At 47.5% G+C, this 18,418-nt stretch carries 17 protein-coding genes and 1 riboswitch; of the genes, 13 read left to right on the top strand and 4 right to left on the bottom strand.

Going from position 1 to position 18,418, the window contains the following annotated elements:
• The first annotated feature begins 18 nt into the window (after positions 1–18).
• Complete coding sequence (gene rfaE2 / locus QZN42_RS02360; protein WP_296954125.1) at positions 19–1,473, top strand: D-glycero-beta-D-manno-heptose 1-phosphate adenylyltransferase; 1,455 nt, start codon at positions 19–21, stop codon at positions 1,471–1,473.
• A 2-nt stretch (positions 1,474–1,475) separates the two neighbouring features.
• Entirely contained in the window at positions 1,476–2,552 is a 1,077-nt protein-coding gene (locus QZN42_RS02355) for a glycosyltransferase family 9 protein (protein WP_296954124.1), read from the top strand.
• A gap of 121 nt (positions 2,553–2,673) precedes the next feature.
• On the opposite strand, the gene QZN42_RS02350 is transcribed toward QZN42_RS02355, so the two are convergent.
• Entirely contained in the window at positions 2,674–3,873 is a 1,200-nt protein-coding gene (locus tag QZN42_RS02350; protein ID WP_296954123.1) for an MFS transporter, read from the bottom strand.
• A 358-nt stretch (positions 3,874–4,231) separates the two neighbouring features.
• On the opposite strand from QZN42_RS02350, the gene QZN42_RS02345 reads away from it, so the two are divergent.
• Positions 4,232–5,017, top strand: coding sequence for a gamma-glutamyl-gamma-aminobutyrate hydrolase family protein (locus tag QZN42_RS02345; protein WP_296954122.1), 786 nt, complete (start codon positions 4,232–4,234; stop codon positions 5,015–5,017).
• A 98-nt stretch (positions 5,018–5,115) separates the two neighbouring features.
• Here the strand turns inward: QZN42_RS02345 and QZN42_RS02340 are convergent, their stop codons facing one another.
• From QZN42_RS02340 to QZN42_RS02330, 3 genes are all read right to left on the bottom strand, one after another.
• A complete protein-coding gene (locus QZN42_RS02340; RefSeq protein ID WP_296954121.1) occupies positions 5,116–5,958 on the bottom strand; it encodes a MetQ/NlpA family ABC transporter substrate-binding protein in 843 nt (280 codons plus the stop codon).
• Between the two features lie 86 nt (positions 5,959–6,044).
• Complete coding sequence (locus QZN42_RS02335) at positions 6,045–6,698, bottom strand: methionine ABC transporter permease (protein ID WP_296954120.1); 654 nt, start codon at positions 6,696–6,698, stop codon at positions 6,045–6,047.
• Positions 6,679–7,716, bottom strand: coding sequence for a methionine ABC transporter ATP-binding protein (locus QZN42_RS02330; RefSeq protein ID WP_296954119.1), 1,038 nt, complete (start codon positions 7,714–7,716; stop codon positions 6,679–6,681). Before QZN42_RS02330 ends, QZN42_RS02335 begins: the two co-directional genes overlap by 20 nt.
• A gap of 50 nt (positions 7,717–7,766) precedes the next feature.
• Positions 7,767–7,866: riboswitch (SAM riboswitch) on the bottom strand.
• Positions 7,867–8,152: 286 nt separating this feature from the next.
• Here QZN42_RS02330 and QZN42_RS02325 point away from each other — a divergent pair.
• The 10 genes from QZN42_RS02325 (at position 8,153) to QZN42_RS02280 (ending at position 18,395) form a co-directional block, all read left to right on the top strand.
• The gene (locus QZN42_RS02325; RefSeq protein WP_296954118.1) at positions 8,153–8,458 is read left to right on the top strand and encodes a YerC/YecD family TrpR-related protein; all 306 of its coding nucleotides are present in this window, start codon (positions 8,153–8,155) and stop codon (positions 8,456–8,458) included.
• Positions 8,455–9,822, top strand: coding sequence for a phosphomannomutase (locus tag QZN42_RS02320; RefSeq protein WP_296954117.1), 1,368 nt, complete (start codon positions 8,455–8,457; stop codon positions 9,820–9,822). Before QZN42_RS02325 ends, QZN42_RS02320 begins: the two co-directional genes overlap by 4 nt.
• A gap of 168 nt (positions 9,823–9,990) precedes the next feature.
• Entirely contained in the window at positions 9,991–11,379 is a 1,389-nt protein-coding gene (gene fumC, locus QZN42_RS02315; protein ID WP_296954116.1) for a class II fumarate hydratase, read from the top strand.
• Positions 11,380–11,698: 319 nt separating this feature from the next.
• Positions 11,699–12,589, top strand: a complete 891-nt coding sequence (gene rbsK / locus QZN42_RS02310; RefSeq protein WP_296954115.1) for a ribokinase — start codon at positions 11,699–11,701, stop codon at positions 12,587–12,589.
• Positions 12,577–12,981 (top strand): D-ribose pyranase, encoded by a 405-nt coding sequence (gene rbsD, locus QZN42_RS02305; protein WP_296954114.1) that lies wholly within the window; start codon positions 12,577–12,579, stop codon positions 12,979–12,981. The genes rbsK and rbsD overlap by 13 nt, the downstream gene beginning before the upstream one ends.
• Positions 12,982–12,993: 12 nt before the next feature.
• The gene (locus QZN42_RS02300; RefSeq protein ID WP_296954113.1) at positions 12,994–14,475 is read left to right on the top strand and encodes a sugar ABC transporter ATP-binding protein; all 1,482 of its coding nucleotides are present in this window, start codon (positions 12,994–12,996) and stop codon (positions 14,473–14,475) included.
• A gap of 2 nt (positions 14,476–14,477) precedes the next feature.
• Positions 14,478–15,416 (top strand): ABC transporter permease, encoded by a 939-nt coding sequence (rbsC, locus tag QZN42_RS02295; protein WP_296954112.1) that lies wholly within the window; start codon positions 14,478–14,480, stop codon positions 15,414–15,416.
• 12 nt (positions 15,417–15,428) lie between these two features.
• Entirely contained in the window at positions 15,429–16,349 is a 921-nt protein-coding gene (rbsB, locus tag QZN42_RS02290) for a ribose ABC transporter substrate-binding protein RbsB (RefSeq protein ID WP_296954111.1), read from the top strand.
• A gap of 187 nt (positions 16,350–16,536) precedes the next feature.
• Positions 16,537–17,445: a UDP-N-acetylmuramate dehydrogenase gene (gene murB / locus QZN42_RS02285; RefSeq protein WP_296954110.1), complete on the top strand. Its 909-nt coding sequence runs from the start codon at positions 16,537–16,539 to the stop codon at positions 17,443–17,445.
• 113 nt (positions 17,446–17,558) lie between these two features.
• Positions 17,559–18,395, top strand: coding sequence for a hypothetical protein (locus QZN42_RS02280; protein ID WP_296954109.1), 837 nt, complete (start codon positions 17,559–17,561; stop codon positions 18,393–18,395).
• The last annotated feature ends 23 nt before the right edge of the window (positions 18,396–18,418 follow it).

The raw sequence follows: 18,418 nt of genomic DNA, 5'->3' as shown, positions 1-18,418 counted from the left end.
AGAAAGACAGGAGAACCTATGCAGCAGGCTGGTGAAAATTTTTTGAAAAATGAAATCACTCATATCAAGGTTGCCGTCATTGGCGACCTTATGACGGATCGTTATATCACAGGGAAAGTAAACCGTATTTCCCCGGAAGCCCCGGTACCGGTGAATCTTGTCCAGTCACAGAGAGACGTATTAGGCGGGGCTGCCAATACGGCAGCGAACCTGGCGTCTCTTGGCTGCCTTGTCTATGCGGCGGGCATGAAAGGCAATGATGGAGATGGCGCCATTCTGTCTGAACTCCTTCAGAAGGCGGGCATCGATACGTCCGGTATCATTACGGATAATGATTACCATACTACGGCCAAAATCCGTATTCTTGGCGCTCGGCAGCAGATGATGCGGCTGGATTATGAAGAAAAGAAATCGCTCTCGGAAGAGGAAACGGAAAAGCTCCTCGGCTGGCTGGAAAATCTGCTTCGCCAGGGATTGGGCAGCATCGTGATTTCCGATTATGGCAAAGGCATGATTACGGATGCCCTTTCTGAGAAAATCATCAGTCTTGGGAAGAAATATTCGGTTCTTGTACTGGTGGATCCCAAAGGAAGCGACTGGACCAAGTATACCGGAGCCTATGGCATTACGCCCAATATCAAGGAAATATCGGACTGCCTGGGAAGGGACGTGCCCAATGAGGATGAGGCCATCCTGAAAGCGGGACAAGAGGTACGGGAGAAATTCCAGCTCACCCATCTCTTCGTGACCCGTTCGGAAAAGGGCATTACCTGTATTTCCGAAAATAAAGCCATTCATCGCGCTTCCGTGGCCCAGGACGTATTCGATGTGTCCGGCGCAGGAGATACGGTTATGGCAGTCATTGCGGCTTCATCGGCAGCCCAAATGGATATGGAGACCATCCTGGAGCTGGCCAATAAAGCGGCAGGCATTGCGGTTTCCAAAGTCGGAACCTATCAGGTGAAAAGGGATGAACTGATTCAGGCCTGGCTGGGACGGAGGGATGTACGCCTTTCCTACCTGCCACTTTCCCGGGAAGAAGCGGAGGAAAAGGTAAAACGGTGGAAAGCCCATGGGGAAACGGTCGTCTTCACCAACGGCTGTTTCGATATCCTTCACCGGGGGCATATTACCTACCTCCAGCAGGCGGCCTCTCTGGGGCAGCATCTCATCATCGGCCTCAATTCAGACCGCTCTGTGAGGGCTTTGAAGGGTCCCGAAAGACCGGTGAACAATGAAGAAGACCGGAGTTTCATGCTGGCAGCGCTGCGCTGTGTGGATGAAGTGGTCATTTTTGATGAAGATACGCCGGAAGAACTTCTTTCCCATCTGAAACCGGATATCCTTGTCAAGGGCGGGGACTATAAAGTGGAAGAAGTGGCAGGACGGCAGTATGCGGGAAAAGTGGAAATCCTTCCATTCGTGGACGGCTATTCTACCACTTCCCTGATTCATAAGATACGTAAGGAATAGGCATGAGCGATTTAAAAGTACAGGCAGATTTGAGAAATAAGACAATCGTCATCATATACATGCTTTATTTCGGGGATATGGTCTCCATTACCCCTTTCCTTGAAGTGCTCCGGAGGGAAGCAAAGGGATCCAAAATCGTGCTTGTCATGGATGCGAGGTTCCTGGAGTCGGTAAAATACAATCCGGATATCGACGTCCTCATTCCTTTTGACCGTCATGGAAAGGAAAAAGGGCTGGCCGCCACCTGGAAAGTGGGAAAGAAGATCGGCGCTCTTCATCCGGATATCCTTCTCACCCTTCATGGGACTACAAGAAGCACCATGCTGGCCCTCGCCATGCATCCGAAGCACTGGGGCGGGGAAGCTGGTACGCGGATTGATAAGCTTTTTATGGACTGGCCCATGACCATTGAGACTTACAATTCCCATGCCGTGGACAAGTACCTCAAAGTGCTGGAGAGGCTGGGCGTGAAGGATCTTTCTCATCATGGTATGCGGACCTACACGTCTCCGGAATGGGAAAAGAAGGCGGATGAATTTTTTGCTTCTGAAGGTATTACGGAAAATGACCGCCTTGTGGGCCTTTCCGTAGGAAGTTCTACAAAGGAAAAGAACTGGCCGGCGAAAAATTACGGAAAAGTGGCAGACCATTTTGCTGAAAAAGGGCTGATTCCTGTTTTCTTCGGGGTTCCTTCGGAGCGGCCCCTCATCGATGAAGCGGTTTCCGTGATGAAGTCAAAGAAATATATCATTGCGGCCGGCCATTTTTCCATGGGAGAATTCATGGCGGCCGCCGGGCGCTGCAATCTGGCTTTTACGAATGACAGCGGTCCCATGTATGTCTTTGACAGCCGGGGCGTGCCTACGATTGCCATGTTCGGTCCCAGCAATGCGAAATTCCATCATCCCTTGGGGCCCTGTTCGAAAGCCCTTTCTTCCTGTGACATGCCCATGGGACCGGAACATGTGAATAAGACCATTGCATCCGGTAAATATACCCCCATTTCTGAAATTACCGTGAAAGAAGTCATTGAAGCGGGAGAAGAAGCATTAAGAAAGGCAGAAAAGCTGGAAAAATAACGCTTTGGGAGCTTTGTATTTCTGCCATAAAAAAGCAGTGAAGGCTTGCGCTTTCACTGCTTTTTTATGGGGATGAAACTATTTTAAAATGAAGATTTTTGATAGGTTTTGTTATTTTTCATCACTTTTTCTCATCAGGCCGGGCGAAGATGGAAAGGAGTCCTATTTCCAAAGCTCCTACTACGAGGAGTCCCATGGATGTTCCGATGAATTCGATAATCGTGGATACGAGAAGAGATCCAAAAGGAGCACTTCCGAGGAATACAAAGGTATAAAGTCCCATGATGCGTCCCAGGTATTCTTTGGGAGAGGCCATCTGGATGGAGGCATTGCAGTTGATGAGGAAAAGAGTCAGTGAAAAGCCAAGGATACCGAATATGGTGAGAGCAGGAATTTGGAAACTGACGTGACTGACTGCCATAAGAGTAAGACCGCAGGCGATGGCATTTCCAAAAATGAATTTCCGGGAGAACTGGCGGCTCGCCATAGCCGAGAGGACGCCGCAGATCATGGAGCCTGTGCCTGCGGCAAAAAGAATGGATCCGAACCCATTGATACCCGCATGAAGAACTCTGTCTGCAAAGAGAGGCCCATAGGTCCCCAGGTTTAATATCAGGCCGCTCACCAGACCGGCAGCAATGAGGTTTTTGAATATAACGGGATTTTTATGCGCCTGGAGAAGACCTTCCCTGATTTCCTTCAGCGGGTGGCTTTCCGGCTTTTCCTCAACCACCGAATTGACATTCATCCGGGTGTAGGCGATGACGATGGGGATGAGGGAGAGGGCATTGAGGAAGAAAATGGAACTGTAGGAAATATAATTGAGCAGGAATGCGGCAAGCAGCGGTCCGATCATGCGGGTGAGGTTGAAATTGGCAGAATTCAGGCTGATGGCGCTGTGAAGGGCTTTTTTCCCTACCAGTTCCGGCATGAAGGCCATGCGGGCAGGCATATCAAAGGCATCGATGGAACCGACGAAAAAAGCAAAAAACAGAATCCAGAGGTAAGTTTCATTTCCTGTCCAGAGAAGCAGCCCGAGAAGAGCGGCCTGCGCTATGTAGGTGCACTGGGTGCCCAGAAGGATTTTTCTTTTGTTGTGCCGGTCAATCCAGAAGCCTGTAAAAAGAGTAAATAACAGGCTGGGAGCAAACTGGCAGGCTGAAAGAAGGCCTAGAAGGAAAGCAGAATCGGTCATGGTGTACACCAGCCACTGCTGGGCCGTGAGCTGGAGCCAGAAACCAATGAGGGCCACCCACTGGGTGATCCAGAAGATTCTGTAATTTTTTACCGTAAGAGCAGGAAATAGCTGCAATAGACGCATAAGATGGTCCTTTACTATGCAATATAGATTAAACACTAATATTATATCATAGGGGTGTAAAAATGATTTTAGTCGGTTAAATCATTTGTATATCGTTATAGATTAATTTTAGACAGGGAATCATTTGACAAAGGAGTAGAAATCAAATATAATTCAGGCATAGAAATTCATAAAAGCAAAGGCGCTGCTCATGTAGCAGCGTCTTTTGCTTAAAAAGGTCAGTAACGGCGCTGCTCTCCCGGGCAGGTGCCGCTATTTTTTAGGAAGGAAATGGGTTTATAGTTTTTATTTCATTCTGATTTCGGCGGATTGAGCTTCCGGCAGAGGCTTTCCGCCATCGTTACTGGAGGTGCTTACTATGCGAAAGCCAAAGATTGGAGTTATGCCGTTGTGGGATGAAAAGAAGGACAGTATATGGATGCTGCCGGGCTACATGGATGGGGTCCGTGAAGCGGGCGGAATACCAGTCATCCTTCCCCTGCACCTTTCTGAAGAGGATTTTAAAGAGATTCGTGATGATTTTGATGGCTTCCTCTTCACCGGTGGTCCCGATATTTCCCCCGCCCTTTATGGAGAGAAGAAATCCGACCGCTGCGGATATGTATGTGAGGCCAGAGATAAACTGGAAACCATGGTGTTCCGTTACTGCTGGGAACATGATGTACCAGTCCTCGGTATCTGCAGAGGACTCCAGCTGTTCAATGTGATGATGGGAGGCACTCTGTATCAGGATATCCATTCTGAACGTCCGTCTCTTCATGCACTGGAACACAATATGGATTTCTCCTATGACTGGGTGGCTCATCTCAATACCATTATTCCGGGAACTCCGATGCATGACCGTCTGGGCGTGTCCTGCATGGGCGTCAATTCCCTTCATCATCAGGCTATCAAAAAACTGGCTTCCGGGCTCGTTCCTATGGCCTATTCCGAAGATGAGCTGATCGAGGCGGTTTACGCACCGTCCAAAAAATTCCTGTGGGCAGTCCAGTGGCACCCTGAATGCTCCTATGTCTATGATGGTCTGGATATGGCTATTTTTGAAGCATTCACGGAAACGGCCTCTGCATCGTCTACGGACAATATCAAGCCGTTTCTGCCAACCGATTTTTCCTTTTCCGATGGAAGTGAAAAACTGGGCTGAAAATACCATTTCTGATCTGAAGACATTCCGGGAGCATCTGCCAGTAAAAAAAGCAGTCCGCAAAAGCGGGCTGCTTTTCTGTTTCCTGAGCGATTAAATTACTTCCAGGATGGAACGATGGTGCCTTTGTATTTTTCAGCGATGAATTTCTTGACGGAATCAGACTGGTAATACTTGACGAATTTCTGATAGGCCGGCTGATCCTTGTCTTTGTTTCTTGCGGCGATAATCATGACAGCCAGCGGAGTATTTTCATCTTCCCAGAAGAGGCCCTGGTCTTTCGGGGAAAGACCAGCGCTCATGACATAGTTCATGGTGATGACGGAAAGGTCCACATCATCCAGGGATCTTGGCAGCTGGGCAGCTTCAAGTTCTTTGAATTTCAGATGTTTCGGGTTTTCAACCACGTCTGCCGGAGTAGCTTTCATGCCGACTCCTTCTTTCAGCTTCAGGAGACCTGCTTTTTCAAGAAGTTCCAGGCCGCGGCCTTCATTGGTGGGGTCGTTAGGAATGGAAACGACGGCACCGTCCGGAATGGCTTTCAGATCGCGGTATTTGTTGGAATAGATGCCCATGCGCATGAGGATGGCTTTGCCGATGGCTACAAGGTCGGTATTATGCTGTTTGTTGAAATTCTTCAGGAACGGTTCATGCTGGTATACGACGAGATCGATATCGCCATCAGCCAGGGCCTGGTCAGGGGTGATGTAGTCAGAGAATTCCTTGACATTCACTTTGAGTCCGTTCTTTTCGGCTTCTTTTGCAGCGGCTTCAACGACTTCCGCGTGGGGGCCTGCGGTCGCGCCTACGGTGATTTCTTTCTTTTCCTGCGGTGCAGCGGCTGCAGAAGAAGCTGCCGGTTTCTGGCTGGAACCGCAGCCGGTGATGATTGCTGCTGCGGAGAGTGCGCAAAGGCCGGCAATTGCTAATTTTTTCAACATATTAAGACTTCCTTTCTCTTTTGAAAATGAGCCGCATGTAAGGATGCGGTTTATATAAAGAGCGAAACGCTCATTTACATACTGCATTACCGTTTATCCATTTTCTTGGCCAGATTGCTGCCAATGAACTGGATGAGCTGTACTACGATGACCAGAACTACGATGGTAGCAATCATTACATCTGCCTGGAAACGCTGATAACCATAGCGGATGGCCAGATCACCAAGGCCGCCGCCGCCAATGGTACCTGCCATGGCAGATGCACCGATGAGGGATACGATGACTACAGTCAAACTTTCAATAATGGAAGGGAGAGCTTCCGGAATAAGGACTTTCCAGATAATCTGGAGTGGGGAAGCACCCATAGATTCAGCAGCTTCAATAAGACCGGACGGTATTTCACGGATGGATGTTTCTACCATACGTGCTGTATAGGGGATAGCGGCAAGCGTCAAGGGAACGATGGCAGCAGTTGTACCTATGGAGGTCCCTGCAATCAGTCTGGTGAATGGAATGATGGCAACCATGAGGATGATAAATGGAATGGAACGAACCATATTGATAATGAAGGCCAGAGGCTTATTGAGCACCGGACAGGCTAGAATTCCATTCTTTTCAGTGACTACAAGAAGAATACCGAGTGGTATGCCTACAAGAGCGGAAATGAGGGAGGAGAAAACCAGCATGTAAATGGTTTCGGCCAGGGATTTTAAAAGAAGATTAGTTATCACCGCGGACATATCCGATCACCTCGCTTGTAATTGGTAATTCTTTCAGATGGCTGAGAGCATCATTCATGTTTCTTTCATCGCCGTCAATCATAATGATGAGTCGTCCGAAGGATACATTCTGGATATAATCGATGGATCCATAAAGAATGCTGACATCCAGATTATATTTGCGAATAAGATTGGCAATGATTGGCTCATTGGCTACATCGCCGCGGAATTTTAGGGAAACAACAGTCTGGTCGGAGTCAGATTCCTTCTTTGCAGTGATATTCATATGGGAAAGCTGTTCCGGTACATCGGAGGACATAACAGAACCTACGAATTTCTTCAACGTTTCAGTCTGAGGATTTGTGAAGAGATCCACAACAGAACCTTCTTCGATGATTTTCCCTTTTTCAATAACTGCTACCCGTTCTGCTATTTCCTTGATTACTTCCATCTGATGGGTGATGAGGATAATCGTGATGCCCAGTTTTTTATTGATATCTCTCAAAAGGGAGAGAATAGATTTTACGGTTTCCGGATCAAGGGCGCTTGTGGCTTCATCGGAGAGAAGTACATTTGGATTGGAAACAATGGCGCGTGCAATGCCTACACGCTGTTTCTGTCCGCCGGAGAGTTGGGCCGGATATTTGTCTTTATATTCTGTTAAACCTACTACATCAAGGATGTCATCAATCCTTTTTTTCTGCTCAGTTTTTGGTACGCCGGAAAGTTCCAGAGGAAAAGCTACGTTTCCTGCTACAGTGCGATTGGCGAGCAGGTTGAAATGCTGGAAAATCATGCCGATTTTCTTTCGTTCCTCCCGAAGCTGGCTTTTAGAAAGTTTCATCATATCCTTGCCGTTGATGAGTACTTCTCCGGAAGTCGGGGGTTCCAGCATATTGATGCAGCGGACCAGGGTGGATTTGCCGGCACCCGACTGCCCGACGATACCGAAGATTTCTCCGTCTTTAATGGTCAGGTTGATGTCGTCCAGTGCCTTGAAATTGCCATATAATTTCGTTATATGCTTTAATTCAATCATTGCGACTCCTTATAATAAAAAAACCTTCATGAAAGATGAAGGGGATTTTTGCATCATCTTTCGGATAAAATCCGCTGGAATTGGCACCGTTTCCTGAGAATGGTTGCCGTGGTTTCTTAGGGCCAGTCCCTCCGCCACTCATGATGAGTCTATATGAAGATAAACTGCATTTATGCGGTTTAAATTATAGTACTCTTAATAATTAGTAATGTCAATAGATATTTTGAAAAAAGGCGACATTCTTTACGGTTTCCTTAAAAAACAAACGGGTTTTAGAGGAATATAACCGGCACATCCTGTTTTCAAAATTTCTATATAAAATTGATACTTATTAGAATAATAACTCTTTGCACCATTCAGACGCTAATGCTATAATATACTAAAGCAAATGACACCGCCCTGAGAAGGACGGGATTCTTTCATAGAGGAGGTATGTATGAGCGTGAATCAGAGACTGATCAACCCTTTGGCAGATAATCTCTTTGACGGCATTCTTCAACTCAAGACGAGAGAGGAATGCTATGAATTTTTTGAAGACCTCTGCACCATCAACGAACTTCGCGATATGTCCCAGCGCCTGGAAGTAGCCAGAATGCTGGAAGCCGGAGAAAAATATGACCAGATAGAGAAGAAGACCGGTGCCAGCACCGCCACGATTTCCCGGGTGAAACGGTGTCTGAAATATGGCGCTGACGGATATGCCACGGTCCTGAAAAGGCTTGCTGAAAAGGAGGGGAAATGATGGAGCCCCTCAAGCTTTCCCATGAAGGCTTCAAGGCCTATGATATCCGGGGCATTGTGCCCACGGAAGTGAATGAAGAGCTTGCCTACCGTGTAGGCCGCGCCTACGCTTCCCTTTTTCATCCCCGGACGATGTGCATCGGCTGTGATGTCCGTCCAAGTTCAGAAAGTATAAAGGCAGCTGCGGCAAAAGGACTGATGGATGGTGGGGCGGATGTCTATGATATAGGGCTCTGCGGTACGGAAATGATGTACTTCGGTACCTTCTACTATGGCATGGACGGCGGCTTTATGATTACTGCCAGCCATAATCCTTCCAATTATAACGGTATCAAGATCGTCCGCCAGGAAGGCATTCCGGTCAGTGCGGATACGGGTCTGAAGGATATCGAGTGCCTTGCTTTCTCCGGTGATTTTGAAGGTGCACCGTTCAAGGGAAAACTTTTTGCAAAAGAAATCCTGGATGATTATATAGAGACAGTCCTTTCCTTCGTAGACATAGAGAAAATTAAGCCTTTTCATATCGTGGTGAATGGCGGTAATGGCTGTGCCAATGTGGTTTTTGAAAAACTGAAAACCCGGCTGCCCTTCAAATTTACGGAACTCAATATGGAGCCTGACGGATCATTTCCCCATGGTGTTCCAAATCCCATGCTGGAAGAATGCAGGAAGCCTCTGGTGGATGAAGTACTGAAGGAAAAAGCAGATCTCGGTATCGCCTGGGATGGTGACTTTGACCGCTGTTTCTTCATTGATGAAAATGGTCATTTCGTGGAAGGCTACTACATGGTGGGGCTTCTTTCCGAATATTTCCTGAAGAAAAATCCAGGAGAAACCATTGTCCATGATCCCCGCGTATTCTGGTGCACCGGGAAAATCTGCCGGGACCTTGGCGGAAGAGGTGTGGAATCAAAGGGAGGCCATGCCTTTATGAAAGAAACCCTGAGGAAGGTCAAAGCCATTTACGGCGCTGAAAATTCGGCTCATCACTTTTTCCGCGATTTTTCCTACTGCGATTCCGGTATGATTCCCTGGCTCATTGTGACCCAGATTATGAGTGAGAAGGGAAAGCATCTGGGCGAGCTCGTGGCAGCCATGGAAGAAGAATTCCCCTGCAGCGGTGAAATCAATCTGACGGTGAACGACAGCAGGTATGTCATTGAGAAGGTAAGGGAAAAGTACGGGAAGGACGCTGTCCATATCGACCTTACCGATGGCATAGGAGTGGAATTTGACAACTGGCGGTTCAACCTCCGCCCGTCCAACACAGAGCCCCTCATCCGTTTCAATATGGAAACGGAACATGATCGGCCTCTTCTGGAAGAAAAGAAAAAGGAAATAATCGATTTCATCAAATCTTTGTGATTGAAGCGCCGGGGATGATCCCGGCGCTTTTGCGTGGGCCGGAAATACTATGGCAGCCTATAAATATAATCTTTATATTGGCTCTTGAAAAAACGAATACAATACTGTGGGTCTGTGGTAAAATAATAATAGTAGTTCTTGTATCATTTTCTGCAAAGGAGTATGACTATGGAATATCGTATCGAGCATGATTCCCTTGGTGAAGTGAAGGTACCTGCCAACCATATGTGGGGCGCCCAGACCCAGCGGTCTTTTGAAAATTTCAAAATCGGCAATCTGGAAATGCCCCGTGAAATCATCCGGGCTTTTGCCATTCTGAAGAAGAGCGCTGCTGCCGTCAATATGGAAGAAGGCGAGCTGGATCCAGAGAAGGCAAAAGTCATCATGGAAGCCTGCGATGAAATCCTTGATGGCAAATGGCCCAATGAATTCCCGCTGAAAATTTACCAGACCGGTTCCGGTACCCAGAGCAATATGAATATGAACGAAGTAGTTGCTCATATTGCCAATGCAAAATTGGAAAAGGCAGGAAGCTCCAAACGGGTTCATCCGAATGACGACGTCAACCATGGCCAGTCCTCCAATGATACATTCCCCACGGCTTCCCATGTAGCTGCCGTCCAGGTGCTTCATGAAAGACTGTATAAACAGCTGGATGAGCTGATTGCCACCCTTGATCAGAAGAGTGAAGATTTCATGCATATTGTCAAAATCGGCCGTACCCACTGCCAGGATGCCGTGCCCCTTACACTTGGCCAGGAAATTTCCGGCTGGGCTGAAATGCTGAAGAAATCCAAAGCCATGATCCAGCAGGCAGAAACCCATCTCCATGGACTTGCCATTGGTGGGACTGCCGTTGGTACGGGTCTCAATGCGACGAAGGGTTTCGGCGAAAAAGTCGCTGCTGCCATCAGCAAAGAAACGGGAATCGACTTCTACTCCGAACCCAATAAATTCTATGCTTTGACCGGCCGTGACGATTTCGTATTCTGTCATGGTGCTTTGGAAGCCCTGGCTACGGATGCCATGAAGATGGTGGATGATCTCCGCCTCCTCGCCGCAGGCCCCCGCGCAGGCCTTGGAGAACTTTCCATTCCTGCCAATGAACCGGGATCTTCCATCATGCCGGGCAAGGTCAATCCGACCCAGTGTGAAGCGGTGACCATGGTGGCCTGCCGTGTCCATGGCAACCAGGCCTGCATTTCCCTCGCTTCTTCCCAGGGCCGTTTCGAACTGAACGTATATGCGCCGATCATTGCCCATTCCTTCATCCAGTCCGTACGCCTTCTAGGCGATGTGCTCCATTCCTTCGATATCCACTGCGCCGTAGGCATCGAACCGAACCTGGAACGGATCAATGAACTGGTCAATAAATCGCTCATGCTCGTTACCGCTCTTTCCCCACATATCGGCTATGAAAAATCTGCCACCATCGCCAAGACCGCTTTCAAGGACAAGAGTTCCCTCAAGGAAGCTGCTTTGAAGCTTGGCTATGTGACGGAAGAAGAATTCGATGCCTGGGTGGTACCGAAAGACATGACCAATGTAGACAGATAAATAAAAGCAAATATAAAACAGGGTGGATCGAATCCATCCTGTTTTATATTTGCTTTTTGTTTCATGATGGGAAATAAAATATTTTATTTCATGTTTTACATTTCCTTTACAGAACCGGCCTTAACGGGTCCGGTTTTATTTTATATAATAAAAGAAACCTCACTCTTTGGTCATTATAAAGATATTTTATTTCCATTATGTTATATTTTCGTGAAGAAAAAATTGGTCCGTCCCCCATTTGAACCCGTTTTGTGCTAGAATAGTAACGTTCACTTGTTATAAAATAGATAAGATTATATTTTTATATACAGGAGGTTGTATGGGTCATATATCTGTAATCGGCAGCTGCAATATGGACCTTACCGTAGAAGCGGACCGAAGGCCTCTGGCCGGTGAAACCGTCATGGGAAAGAGACTCGTTGTTTCTCCCGGCGGAAAGGGTGCCAACCAGGCCGTCGCCGCATCCAGACTGGGTGAAGAAGTATACATGATTGGATGCGTGGGCAATGATGCTTACGGGAAAGGTATGCTGGAAGCTCTCAGAAACAGCGGGGTAAAGACTGATTATGTATCCGTGCTGGATGATGTGAATACCGGCACGGCCCACATCATTCTCGCTGAAGGGGATAACAGTATCATTGTCCTCAAGGGGGCCAATGACCGGGTGACGAGGAAAGTTGTAGATGATGCTTTTGATACTATCCGGACTTCGGATCTGGTCATGCTGCAGCATGAAATTCCTTTAGATACCATCGGCTATATCATTGACCGATGTTTTGAGGAAAAAGTGCCGGTCATGCTGAATCCGGCTCCTTATATGGACATCCCGTCTGACTGGATTGACAAGGTGACTTACATCACCCCTAATGAGCACGAAGCGGCTCTCATGTTCCATGGTATGGACCGGGATGAAATCCTGAAATCTCATGCGGGCAAAGTCATCATGACCGTGGGAAGCGAAGGCGTGGTTTACGGGGAAGAAAATGAAGTCATTCATGTACCGGGATTTCATGTTTCAGTAGTAGATACGACCGGAGCAGGTGATACTTTTAATGGCGCTTTTGCGGCGGGACGCTGTGATGGCCTTTCCATAAAGGAAGCCATTCGTTTTGCCAATGCTGCTGCAGCGCTTTCTGTCGGAAAGATTGGTGCTCAGGGAGGAATGCCCTGGCGTAAAGAAGTGGAGGAAATGCTTACATGCAGAAAGTAGGAATTCTGAACAGTCATATCGCCAAAGTGCTGGCAGACCTGGGCCATACAGATAAGATCTGCGTCGGTGATTGCGGCCTGCCGGTACCGGCAGGAGTACCGAAGATTGACCTTGCTCTCCGGTTCAGGGAGCCTCTTTTCATTGAAGTGGTTAAAGAGATGGCTAAATACATGCAGATCGAAAAAATCTATCTGGCGCCGGAGACAAAGGAAAAGAATCCGGCCCAGTGGAAGGCGCTGCAGGAAGTCTTCCCGGAAGACAAGGTGGAATGGGTCCTGTTGAAGGATCATGAAGAACTGAAAGCCTGGGAAAAGGACTGTAAAGCGGTGATCCGCACCGGTGAAGTCACTCCTTTTTCCAATATCATTCTCCAGTCCGGAGTCATCTTCTAAAGAGGAGTATCTATGGAAATCAATATGACAGGGATTTGCAAGTCCTTTGGTACGAACAAAGTACTGGGCGGTGTCAATTTGCACATACGTCCCGGTGAAGTTCATGCCCTTATGGGCGAAAACGGGGCCGGCAAATCCACTTTGATGAATATTCTGACCGGTATCCATAAAGCCGATGCCGGAAAGATCATGGTAGATGGTAAGGAAGTGACTTTCCGCAACAATAAAGATGCAGAGGAACACGGCATTGCCTTCATCCATCAGGAACTGAACATCTGGCCGAACCTGACGGTACTGGAAAATCTTTTCCTTACCAATCAGCCCAAAACAAGATTTGGCCTTATTGATTATAAAAAAATGAGAAAAATGGCGGAGGATAAATGCAAAGAAGTGGGCATTGACCTTCCCCTCGATGAAATTGCCGGTGAATGCTCCGTGGGCCAGCAGCAGATGACTGAAATTACCCGAAGCCTCATGCTGGATGCGAAAACGGTCATCATGGATGAACCGACAGCAGCACTGACAGAACGTGAAACGGACCGCCTTTTTGAGGTCATGAGGAAACTCAAGTCAAAAGGGGTTTCCATCATCTATATTTCCCACCGTATGGAAGAGGTATTTGCCAATTGTGATACTATTACGGTCATGCGTGATGGTCAGACCATCAGCTCCCGGCCCACAGAAGAGACAAATATGGACCAGATTGTAGGGGATATGGTAGGCCGCGTGATGAGCGAATATTATCCCGCCCGTACCAATGTCCCAGGGGATGAAGTATTCCGGGTGGAACATTTCAATCAGCCTGGAGTTTTCAAGGATATCAGCTTCAATCTTCGCAAAGGGGAAATCCTCGGCGTGGCAGGACTTATGGGGGCCGGACGTACAGAAATCATGCGTGCCATCTTCGGCGTGGATCCTCATGAATCGGGGAAACTTTATCTGGAGGGCAAGGAAATCACCATCAAAAATCCTCTTGATGCCATTCGTCATGATTTCGGTTTCATCACGGAAAACAGAAAGACCGAAGGACTCATCCTTGATTTCTCTATTGAAAGAAATATTGCCCTTCCCAGTGAGGAAAGACTGGCTAAAGGCCATGTGATCAATGATAAAGAGGAATTCAATTTCTCACAGGAACTGTCAAAAAGACTTGGTGTTAAGGCTCAGGATATTAATCTTGCGGCAAGCACCCTTTCCGGCGGGAACCAGCAGAAAGTGGTTATCGCCAAATGGGTGGGCATGAAGCCAAAGCTCCTGATTCTTGATGAACCGACAAGGGGCATTGATATCGGCGCAAAAAAAGATATTTATGATCTGATGAATGAACTCACCGCTCGGGGCGTGTCCATCATCATGGTTTCGTCCGAACTTCCTGAAGTTATCGGCATGAGCGACAGAATCCTTGTCATTCATGAAGGTAAAGTGGCAGGCATCGTAGAACATAAAGATGCTACCCAGACACGAATTATGACACTTGCAACCGGAGGAGAATAAGCATGAGTTCCGAAAAAATTAAAAATATGGTAAGAGAAATGGGTCCGCTCATCGGCCTGATTCTTCTCTTCATTGTCATTTCCGCATTAAATGACAGCTTTATCGATCCATCAAATCTTAAGAATCTGGCACGCCAGATTTCCATCAATGCCTTGATTGCCTTCGGCATGACTTTTGTCATTTTGACAGGCGGTATCGATCTTTCCGTAGGCAGTATCCTTGCTCTTTCCAGTGCCCTTATGGCAAGCATGATTGCCAAAGGTACGAATCCGGAATTGGCTATCGTATTTTCTGCTTTTATCGGTATCCTGCTGGGTGCCATCAATGGTATCATTATTTCCTATGGCAAGGTGGCTCCTTTCATAGCCACTTTGGCAACGATGACTATTTATCGCGGCAGTACTCTCGTATATACCCATGGTAACCCGATTTCCGGCCTTTCTGAGGATCCTATTTTCACTGCTTTTGGACAGGGGTTTATCCTGGATATCCCGGTACCGGCTATTGTCATGCTCATTGCCTTCTTCATCCTGTACTTCATCCTGAAGAAAACTCCTCTTGGCCGCCAGACTTATGCGGTAGGGGGGAATGAAAAGGTATCCTATATTTCCGGGATCAAGATTGACAGAATCAAGATTTTCGCTTATGCTCTTACAGGATGTCTCTGTGCCATCGCAGGTGCCATCCTTACAGCCCGCCTGAACAGTGCCCAGCCGACAGCCGGTATGGGTTATGAACTTGATGCTATTGCGGCAGTTGTTTTGGGCGGCACATCTCTTTCCGGCGGCAAAGGCCGTATTTCCGGTACGCTGATTGGTGCACTCATCATTGGTACCCTGAATAATGGCCTCAACATACTGAATGTATCCAGCTTCTATCAGCAGGTTGTCAAAGGTATCGTTATTTTGCTCGCAGTACTTATGGACCGCAAGAAAAACTAAGGAGGAAAACAAGTGTTAAAGAAAATCGCATTGGCTGCTATGATCGGTGCAGCCCTTATTTCCGCAGCAGGCTGCGGCGGATCTTCTGACAAAAAAGCAGCAAGTGCTGCATCCGGTTCCAAAAAGGTAACCATTGGCTTCTCCGTATCCACCCAGAATAACCCGTTCTTCGTAACCATGGCAAACAGTGTAAAGGCAGCTGCTGAAAAAGCAGGTGTTGTTGTTAAAATTGTTGATGCCCAGAATGACCCGGCAAAACAGTCCAATGATATTGCCGATCTGCTTCAGGGAAATATCAGCGTCCTTATCGTTAACCCGGTAGACTCCGCTGCAGTTTCCAACTCCGTACTGGCAGCCAACAAGGCAAAGATTCCGGTTATCACCATTGACCGCTCCGCTGACAAAGGTGAAGTGGCAGCTCACATCGCTTCCAATAACGTTAAAGGCGGCGAAATGGCAGCCGAATACATCGCTTCCAAACTGGGTGAACAGACTCCGGTAGCCGAGCTGGAAGGCATTCCCGGTGCATCTGCAACCCGTGAACGCGGACAGGGTTTCCATAATGTAGCTGACAAGAAGCTGAAAGTCCTCGCAAAACAGAATGCAGACTTCGATCGTGGTAAAGGTCTGACGGTTGCTGAAAACATTCTCCAGGGCAACCCGGATGTAAAGGCTATTTTCGCACAGAATGATGAAATGGCTCTTGGCGCAGTAAGCGCTGCCAAAGCTGCCAATAAGCAGATTTTCATTATCGGATTCGATGGCACTGACGATGGCGTAAAGGCTGTCAACGATGGCTCCATGGCTGCCACCATTGCCCAGCAGCCGGACAAGATGGGTGAAATCGGTGTAGATACCGCTCTCAAACTGGCTAAAGGCGAAAATGTGGAAAAGAACATTGCCGTAGATCTGAAACTGGTAGAAAAGAAATAATTCTAGCAATTTGACAACCTGAAAAAGCCGCAGGCATTGGCCTGCGGCTTTTCTGCGCGAGAGAGGGAAGTCCTCAAAAAGCAGTCATGTGATAAAATTCATGGGTATAGGTTGATTTCCATTGACGCGGGAACGTGGCTTTTTTATAATAATAAAAGTAATTGATTCGTTGGAAAAAGGAACATATATGGATAATCAATATGCAGAATTTTTCACCTCCGTGCTTGGTGAAAATCAGATAAAAATCAATGAACCCATGAGCCGCCACACCACTTTCGGTATCGGCGGGCCCGCGGATTGTTTTTTAATGCCGAAAACATCGGAAGAGCTCAGGATTGTCACCCGAATAGCCCATAAAAACCATATCCCCATTTTTATCCTTGGTGGAGGAGCTAATCTGCTTGTCCGGGATAAGGGTATTCGCGGGGTAGTAGTATTTACAGGGCATCTTCAGAATATTGAAAGAGGCGGGAACCTTCTCAAGGTTTCCAGCGGAGTTTCCACAGCGCGGGCAGCAAAGGCTGCTTATGAATTTGGCCTTTCCGGTATGGAATTTGCCAGTGGTATTCCGGGATCCATTGGTGGTGCGGCTTATATGAATGCCGGGGCCTATGGTGGTGAAATGTCAAAAATCATCGTTTCTGCCACTACTGTTGATGACCGGGGAGATTTTATTTCCTACCGTGCAAAAGATCTGGGCTATTCCTATCGTCACAGCCGGTTTATGGAAAACGGAGAAGTTATTGTAGACATCACCCTGTCTTTAAGATATGGAAACCAGAAAGATATTAAAGCGCTTATGGATGACCTGAATCATCGAAGACGTACAAAACAGCCTTTGGAGAAGAAAAGTGCAGGCAGTACTTTCAAGAGGCCGGCTGGGCACTTTGTCGGTCAGATGATTGAAGAACTGGGCCTCAAAGGGTATGGGTACGGTGATGCACAGGTATCTGAAAAACACGCCGGTTTTCTCATCAATAATGGCCATGCCAGCTGTGAGGATATGCTTGCCCTGATTCATGATGTGCAGGATAAGGTAAAGAAAAACTATGGCGTGGACCTGAATACGGAAGTACAGATTGTGGGCGAAGAATAATTTTGTGAGATTGAATTGCCGGGACCTGCTATGCCCGGAACTATTGAAAAGGCAGGTGGCGGCACCTGTCTTTTTGTGTATCTTCGAAGGGCTTATGTCCGGAAAGGAAAACCATGGAAGTGATTGGATTTTATGGCCCACCCGGTACTGGCAAAAGTGACCGGGCCCTGGTGGTGGCTTATGAAAATAAAGCGTCCTGCATTATTGATGATGGGATTCTGATTTACCATAGCCGTATTGTAGCGGGAAAATCAGCGAAGCGGGAAGAAAGCCGGCTGAAAGCAGTACGTCGTGCTATTTTCTGGGACAAAGAGCAGAAAGAAGAGGTAAAGGCTGCTCTTATTAAAATCAATCCTGCCAGAGTACTTATTCTTGGTACTTCGGACCGTATGGTCAATACCATAGCCAAAGCACTGGGACTTCCGGCACCGGCCAGGTATATCCGTATCGAAGATGTGGCAAGGCCGGAAGATATGCTGAAGGCCAGCGAAGCAAGGCATAAGGAAGGAAAACATGTCATCCCTGTGCCCACTATGGAACTCAAGCCATATTTCAAGGGTTATCTGGTGGATCCGCTGCGGTTCCTTCGAAACAGGAAAAAAGAATCGAAACGGTTCAGCGAATGGGATGAACGGTCCGTGGTTCGTCCTGTATTCAGTTATTATGGAAAACTGACTTTTTCAGATAAAGTGATTGAAGATCTGGTTCGCTATTCCGTACGTAAAATGAAGAAGATCAAACTTCGCCGGATTAGCAGCAAGAAAAGCGAAAGTCAGGTAAACGGGCTCATTCTTTACCTTGATGTGACAGTTCGCACGGGGACTCCTATGGAAATCAGGAAGATTATCCATGGTATGCGGGATGCGGTACAGAAGGAAATAGAATATACTACAGGCATGTCTGTGGAAACCATGAAACTTACCATAGTCACCGGTGTCACTCAGGATTAATGATTGGCTGCCGGAGTCCATAT

Source organism: uncultured Dialister sp., from assembly GCA_900314595.1.
Classification (GTDB): Bacteria; Bacillota; Negativicutes; order Veillonellales; family Dialisteraceae; genus Dialister.
The sequence above is the reverse complement of the archived record's forward strand: the minus strand, read 5'-3'. Positions and strand labels throughout refer to the sequence as shown.

Bases quoted from the DNA above. Each gene is read 5' to 3' on its own strand.
- QZN42_RS02335 (WP_296954120.1), bottom strand. From the start codon at position 6,698: ATGTCCGCGGTGATAACTAATCTTCTTTTAAAATCCCTGGCCGAAACC.
- QZN42_RS02350 (WP_296954123.1), bottom strand. From the start codon at position 3,873: ATGCGTCTATTGCAGCTATTTCCTGCTCTTACGGTAAAAAATTACAGA.
- QZN42_RS02355 (WP_296954124.1), top strand. From the start codon at position 1,476: ATGAGCGATTTAAAAGTACAGGCAGATTTGAGAAATAAGACAATCGTC.
- murB (WP_296954110.1), top strand. From the start codon at position 16,537: ATGGATAATCAATATGCAGAATTTTTCACCTCCGTGCTTGGTGAAAAT.
- rbsD (WP_296954114.1), top strand. From the start codon at position 12,577: ATGCAGAAAGTAGGAATTCTGAACAGTCATATCGCCAAAGTGCTGGCA.
- QZN42_RS02320 (WP_296954117.1), top strand. From the start codon at position 8,455: ATGATGGAGCCCCTCAAGCTTTCCCATGAAGGCTTCAAGGCCTATGAT.
- rfaE2 (WP_296954125.1), top strand. From the start codon at position 19: ATGCAGCAGGCTGGTGAAAATTTTTTGAAAAATGAAATCACTCATATC.
- QZN42_RS02300 (WP_296954113.1), top strand. From the start codon at position 12,994: ATGGAAATCAATATGACAGGGATTTGCAAGTCCTTTGGTACGAACAAA.
- QZN42_RS02340 (WP_296954121.1), bottom strand. From the start codon at position 5,958: ATGTTGAAAAAATTAGCAATTGCCGGCCTTTGCGCACTCTCCGCAGCA.
- rbsK (WP_296954115.1), top strand. From the start codon at position 11,699: ATGGGTCATATATCTGTAATCGGCAGCTGCAATATGGACCTTACCGTA.
- QZN42_RS02345 (WP_296954122.1), top strand. From the start codon at position 4,232: ATGCGAAAGCCAAAGATTGGAGTTATGCCGTTGTGGGATGAAAAGAAG.
- rbsC (WP_296954112.1), top strand. From the start codon at position 14,478: ATGAGTTCCGAAAAAATTAAAAATATGGTAAGAGAAATGGGTCCGCTC.
- QZN42_RS02330 (WP_296954119.1), bottom strand. From the start codon at position 7,716: ATGATTGAATTAAAGCATATAACGAAATTATATGGCAATTTCAAGGCA.
- QZN42_RS02325 (WP_296954118.1), top strand. From the start codon at position 8,153: ATGAGCGTGAATCAGAGACTGATCAACCCTTTGGCAGATAATCTCTTT.
- QZN42_RS02280 (WP_296954109.1), top strand. From the start codon at position 17,559: ATGGAAGTGATTGGATTTTATGGCCCACCCGGTACTGGCAAAAGTGAC.
- fumC (WP_296954116.1), top strand. From the start codon at position 9,991: ATGGAATATCGTATCGAGCATGATTCCCTTGGTGAAGTGAAGGTACCT.